Source organism: Streptomyces sp. AC627_RSS907 (assembly GCF_019049165.1).
In genome coordinates, this window is the sequence record NZ_JAGMUE010000222.1 from 51,811 (window position 1) to 57,865 (window position 6,055).

3 protein-coding genes and 1 pseudogene are annotated in these 6,055 nt (G+C 72.3%); all 4 read left to right on the forward strand.

The genetic code is table 11. From position 1 onward, the window contains the following. On the forward strand, positions 1 to 992 hold a 992-nt coding region (sucB, locus tag KUM32_RS32600), incomplete at its 5' end, for a 2-oxoglutarate dehydrogenase, E2 component, dihydrolipoamide succinyltransferase (protein WP_217145543.1). A gap of 207 nt (positions 993 to 1,199) precedes the next feature. Beyond that, positions 1,200 to 1,823, forward strand: a complete 624-nt coding sequence (locus KUM32_RS32605) for a GntR family transcriptional regulator (protein WP_217145544.1) — start codon at positions 1,200 to 1,202, stop codon at positions 1,821 to 1,823. A 326-nt stretch (positions 1,824 to 2,149) separates the two neighbouring features. Further along, entirely contained in the window at positions 2,150 to 4,852 is a 2,703-nt protein-coding gene (gene aceE / locus KUM32_RS32610; RefSeq protein WP_217145545.1) for a pyruvate dehydrogenase (acetyl-transferring), homodimeric type, read from the forward strand. A gap of 70 nt (positions 4,853 to 4,922) precedes the next feature. Beyond that, a pseudogene (locus KUM32_RS32615) lies at positions 4,923 to 5,897 on the forward strand (helix-turn-helix transcriptional regulator); the annotation flags it as partial. Between the last annotated feature and the right edge of the window lie 158 nt (positions 5,898 to 6,055).

Below are 6,055 nucleotides of genomic sequence, written 5' to 3' on the forward strand. Positions count from 1 at the left end.
CCGCGCCGGCCCCGGCCGCCGCTCCGGCCGCCCCGGCCGCCGCCCAGCCGGTGGACGACGGTGCCTACGTCACCCCGCTGGTGCGCAAGCTCGCCGCCGAGAACGGCGTCGACCTGTCCACCGTCAAGGGCACCGGCGTCGGCGGCCGTATCCGCAAGCAGGACGTCATCGCCGCCGCCGAGGCCGCGAAGGCGGCCGCCCCGGCTCCGGCCTCGGCGCCCGCGCCCGCGGCGCCCGCCGCGAGGAAGGCCCCCGTCCTGGAGGCCTCCCCGCTGCGCGGCCAGACCGTCAAGATGCCGCGCATCCGCAAGGTCATCGGCGACAACATGGTCAAGGCGCTGCACGAGCAGGCCCAGCTGTCGTCGGTCGTCGAGGTCGACGTCACCCGCCTGATGAAGCTGCGCGCCCGCGCCAAGGACGCGTTCGCGGCCCGTGAGGGCGTCAAGCTCTCGCCGATGCCGTTCTTCGTCAAGGCCGCGGCCCAGGCGCTGAAGGCGCACGCGCCGATCAACGCCAAGATCAACGAGGCCGAGGGGACCATCACCTACTTCGACACCGAGAACATCGGTATCGCGGTGGACTCCGAGAAGGGCCTGATGACCCCGGTCATCAAGAACGCCGGTGACCTCAACCTGGCCGGCATCGCCAAGGCGACCGCCGACCTGGCGGGCAAGGTGCGGGCCAGCAAGATCAGCCCGGACGAGCTGGCGGGCGCGACCTTCACCATCAGCAACACCGGCTCGCGCGGCGCGCTGTTCGACACGATCATCGTGCCGCCGGGCCAGGTCGCCATCCTCGGCATCGGCGCCACGGTCAAGCGCCCGGCCGTCATCGAGACGGAGGAGGGCACGGTCATCGGCATCCGCGACATGACGTACCTGACCCTGTCCTACGACCACCGCCTGGTGGACGGCGCCGACGCCGCCCGCTACCTGACGGCGGTCAAGGCCATCCTGGAGGCGGGCGAGTTCGAGGTCGAGCTCGGCCTGTAACCCCCCTGTCGGTGTGCCTGTACGGTGCCCCCGCCCGGAACTCTCCGGGCGGGGGCACCGTCGTGTCCGGGGTACGTCGCGCTGTGTAAGTCTCGTCTCACCTGCGTGAAAGCGCCCCCGTGCGCCCCTTCCGCGCACCGTGACGGCCGTATTGTCTAAGCGTCAACGCCCCAGGGGGCCGAAGGGGCCCCTCCCGAAGGAGCTCTCATGACCGCGCCCGTCGTCCACTCGCTGCGCGAACAGATCCGCGAGCACATCCTGGAAGGGATCATCAGCGGACGCTGGCAGCCGGGCGAGCGGATCGTGGAGCGGCGGATCGCGACCGAGCTGGAGGTCAGCCAGACGCCGGTGCGGGAGGCGCTGCGCGAGCTGGAGTCGCTGCGGCTGATCGAGTCGGCGCCGAACAAGGGCGTGCGGGTGCGCAACCTGACCGCCGCCGACCTGGAGGAGAGCTACCCGGTCCGGGCCGGCCTGGAGGCCATCGCGGCGGAGCTGGCGGCGGAGCGGCTCGCCGTGGACTGCTCGGCCCTGGAGCCCCACGTCGCCGCCCTGTACGAGGCCGACCGGGCGTCCGACGGGACGGGCCAGGTCCGGCACACGGTGGGCTTCCACCGGGAGCTGGTGCGCGCGGCCGGCAACTCGGTGCTGCTGCACACCTGGGAGGGCCTGGGCATCGAGGTGTTCACGGCGCTGTCGATACGGTGGCTGGGCACGGTGCAGCAGTCGTACGCGGAGGAGCACGAGGAACTGGTGGCGGCGTTCCGGCGCCGGGACCCGCGTATCGCGGAGCTGGTCAAGTCCCACGTCCTGGGCTGCGCGCCCCGCGCCTGACCCTTCTCGTCCCCGCCGCCCCTGCCCTGCCCAGGGGGCCCGGGGGCTGCCCCCCAGAGCCCCCGGGCTCATCCGCGCCCACCCCGCCTCACCTGCACAGATCCCCGAATGGAACCGTCACCCCGTGCCACCGCCGGAGGCACCGCGTGCCGACTTTCTCGAGATCGAGAGGTTTTGCCACTCAATCCTTTGATCGATCATCGATCAGGGGGTTACAGTCACCAGCGGGCTTCCACCAGAGCCCCAGCCCTGTCCTGCCAAAGACCTAGGGCACCCCCGAACCCTTGCCGATGAGGGAACCCCCTTCGACTGAGGAAGGCGGCGACATGACCGACCCCAAAGCCATCCAGCCGAGCGAGCTCGACCAGCTCCCGGACCGCGACCCGGAGGAGACCGCCGAATGGCAGGCCTCCCTGGACGCCGTCACCAAGGCGGCCGGGCCGCACCGTGCCGCGTACCTGATGCGCCGCACACTGGAGCGCGCCGAGGGCGCCGGCCTCGCGCTGCCGAAGCTCCTCGAGACGGACTACGTCAACTCCATCCCGACCGCCGACGAGCCCGCTGTGGACGGCGACGAGGAGATGGAGCAGCGGATCACCGCCTGGAACCGCTGGAACGCGGCGGCGATGGTGACCCGTGGCAGCAAGTACGGCGTCGGCGGCCACATCGCCACCTTCGCCTCCGCGGCCTGGCTGTACGAGACCGGCTTCAACCACTTCTTCAAGGGCAAGGAGGGGGACGGCTCGGGTGACCAGCTCTACGTCCAGGGCCACGCCTCCCCCGGCATCTACGCCCGCGCCTTCCTCGACGGCCGGCTGAGCGAGGAGCAGCTCGACAACTTCCGCCGCGAGGCCGGCGGCAACGGCCTGCCGTCCTACCCGCACCCGCGCCGCCTGCCCTGGCTGTGGGAGTTCCCCACCGTCTCCATGGGCCTCGGGCCGATCTCCGCGATCTACCAGGCGCGGTTCAACCGCTATCTGACCAGCCGCGGCATCAAGGACCTCACCAACTCCCACGTGTGGGCGTTCCTCGGTGACGGCGAGATGGACGAGCCGGAGTCCACCACCGCGCTCACCCTCGCCTCCCGCGAGGGCCTGGACAACCTGACCTTCGTCATCAACTGCAACCTGCAGCGCCTCGACGGTCCGGTCCGCGCCAACTTCAAGATCGTTCAGGAGCTGGAGGCCCTCTTCCGCGGCGCCGGCTGGAACGTCGTGAAGTCGCTGTGGGGTACGGCGTGGGACGAGCTGTTCCAGCTCGACACCACGGGCGCGCTGGTACGCCGGCTGCGCGAGGTACCGGACGCGCAGGTGCAGACGTACCAGACGCGCGACGCCGCCTACATCCGCGAGGACTTCTTCGGCAAGGACCCGGCGCTCGTCGAGATGGCGAAGCTGCTGAGCGACGACAAGATCCTCGAGTGCTTCCACTACTCGCGCGGCGGTCACGAGTCCCGCAAGGTCTACGCCGCGTACAAGGCGGCGCTCGCCCACAAGGGCGCGCCGACCGTGATCCTGGCCCAGACGGTCAAGGGTCACACCCTCGGCCGCGGCTTCGCGTCCAAGAACGCCAACCACCAGATGAAGAAGCTCTCGGTGGACGAGTTCAAGGACATGCGCGACCTGCTCGGCCTGCCGATCAAGGACAGCGACTTCGTCGACGGTGTGGTCCCCTACGGCCACCCGGGCGCCGACTCCCCCGAGGTCCGCTACCTCCAGGAGCGCCGCGCCGCCCTGGGCGGTCCGGCCCCGGCCCGCCGCGTGCACCCGCTGGCGCCGCTGCCCGCGCCCGCCGACAAGGCGTTCGCGTCCTTCGACAAGGGCTCCGGCTCGCAGAGCGTCGCCACCACGATGGCGTTCGTCCGCCTGGTCAAGGACCTGGTCCGCGACAAGGAGACGGGCAAGCGCTGGGTGCCGATCGTCCCCGACGAGGCGCGCACCTTCGGCATGGAGAGCCTCTTCCCGTCTCTGGGCATCTACTCGCCCAAGGGCCAGACGTACGAGCCGGTCGACCGCGACCAGCTGATGTACTACAAGGAGGCCACCAACGGCCAGATCCTCAACGAGGGGATCACCGAGGCCGGTTCGATGGCCGACTTCATCGCCGCTTCGACGTCGTACGCGACGCACGGCGAGGCGATGATCCCGTTCTACATCTTCTACTCGATGTTCGGCTGGCAGCGCACGGCCGACCAGATGTGGCAGCTCGGTGACCAGCTCGGCCGCGGCTTCCTGGTCGGCGCGACGGCCGGCCGGACCACGCTGACCGGTGAGGGTCTCCAGCACGCGGACGGTCACTCCCCCGCCATCGCGGCGACCAACCCGGCCGCGGTGACGTACGACCCGGCGTTCGCCTACGAGATCGCGACGATCGTCAAGGACGGTCTGCGCCGCATGTACGGCGAGGCGGCCCCGGACGAGGACCCGAACGTCTTCTACTACCTGACGGTCTACAACGAGCCGATGCCGCAGCCGGCCAAGCCGTCCGTCCCCGGCGTCGACGAGGGCATCGTCAAGGGCCTGTACCGCTTCAACACGGCGGAGTCCGCGGGTCTGACCCCGGCCGCGAACGCCCCGCGCATCCAGCTCCTGGGCTCCGGTACGGCGATCCACTGGACGCTGAAGGCGCAGCAGCTGCTCGCCGAGGAGTGGGGCGTGGCCGCCGACGTGTGGTCCGCGACCTCCTGGACCGAGCTGCGCCGGGACGCGATGGAGGCCGACGCGGCGCTGCTGCGCGGCGAGGAGCGGGTGCCGTACGTCCGGCGGGCGCTCCAGGGCGCCGACGGCCCGGTGCTCGCGGTCTCCGACTACATGCGCCAGGTCCCGGACCAGATCGCGCAGTGGGTCGAGCAGGACTGGGCCTCGCTGGGCGCCGACGGCTTCGGTCTGTCGGACACGCGTGACGCCGCCCGCCGCCACTTCGGTGTGGACGCCGAGTCCATCGTGGTCGCGGCCCTGGCCCAGCTCGCCAAGCGCGGTGAGGTCAAGGCGACGGCCGTGAAGGAAGCGCGCGAGCGCTACGGCCTGTAGAGGCCGGACATGAGGTGAGGAGGCCCCCGCCGCGGCGGGGGCCTCCCGCGTTCTCCTGCATGATGTGGGGATGCGTGCCGCCCGCCTCATCAAGATGGTGCTGCTCCTCCAGTCCCGCCCGGCCATGACCGCCACCGAGCTGGCCCGGGAGCTGGAGGTGTCGGAGCGGACCGTGACGCGGGACGCGCAGGCGCTGTCGGAGGCGGGCGTGCCGGTGTACGCGGAGCGGGGCCGGGCCGGGGGCTACCGGCTGATCGGCGGGTACCGCACCCGCCTGACCGGGCTGGCCCGGGGCGAGGCCGAGGCGCTGTTCCTGTCCGGGGTGCCGGGGGCGCTGCGCGAGATGGGCCTGGAGGACGCGGCGTCGGCGGCCCGCCTGAAGGTGTCCGCCGCCCTGCTGCCCTCCCTGCGGGACGCCTCCCGCACGGCGGCGCAGCGCTTCCACCTGGACGCGCCGAACTGGTTCCGGGAGCCCGCGACGCCCGGGCTGCTGCCGGCGGTCGCGGACGCGGTCTGGGACGACCGGCGCATCACCGCGCGCTACCGGCGCGGGGAGGACGAGGTCGTCCGGGAGCTGGAGCCGTACGGGCTCGTGCTGAAGGCGGGCGTCTGGTACCTGTGCGCGCGGGTGGCGCGGGAGGCGGGCGGCGGGCCCTTCCGCGTGTACCGCGTCGACCGGTTCACGGCGGTGGAGACGGGCGAGGACCGTTTCGCCCGGGACGACGACTTCGACCTGCCCGCGTTCTGGGCGGAGCGGGCCGCGCAGTTCGCGCGGTCGATCCTGCGGACCGAGGTCGTGGTGCGGCTGTCGGCGGCGGGCGTGCGGAGGCTGCCGCACGCCGTCGACGCGCCGGCCGCCCGGGAGGCGCTGGAGAACGCGGACGCGCCGGACGCGGACGGGTGGGTGACGGTGACGCTGCCCGTGGAGTCCGAGGAGGTCGCCCACGCCCAGCTGACGGCCCTCGGGCCGGAGGCGCGGGTGCTGGCACCCGCGACCCTGCGGGAACGGTTCGCGCGGGACGCGCGGCGGCTGACGGAGCTGTACGCCGACGCGGGGCCGTCCGGCGACGCGGGCCCGTCCGCCGACACGGGGCCATCCGCCGACGCGGGCCCGTCCGCCGACACGGGGCCGTCCGCCAACACGGGACCGTCCGCCGACACGGGACCATCCGCCGACACCGACCCGTCCGCCGACACGGGACC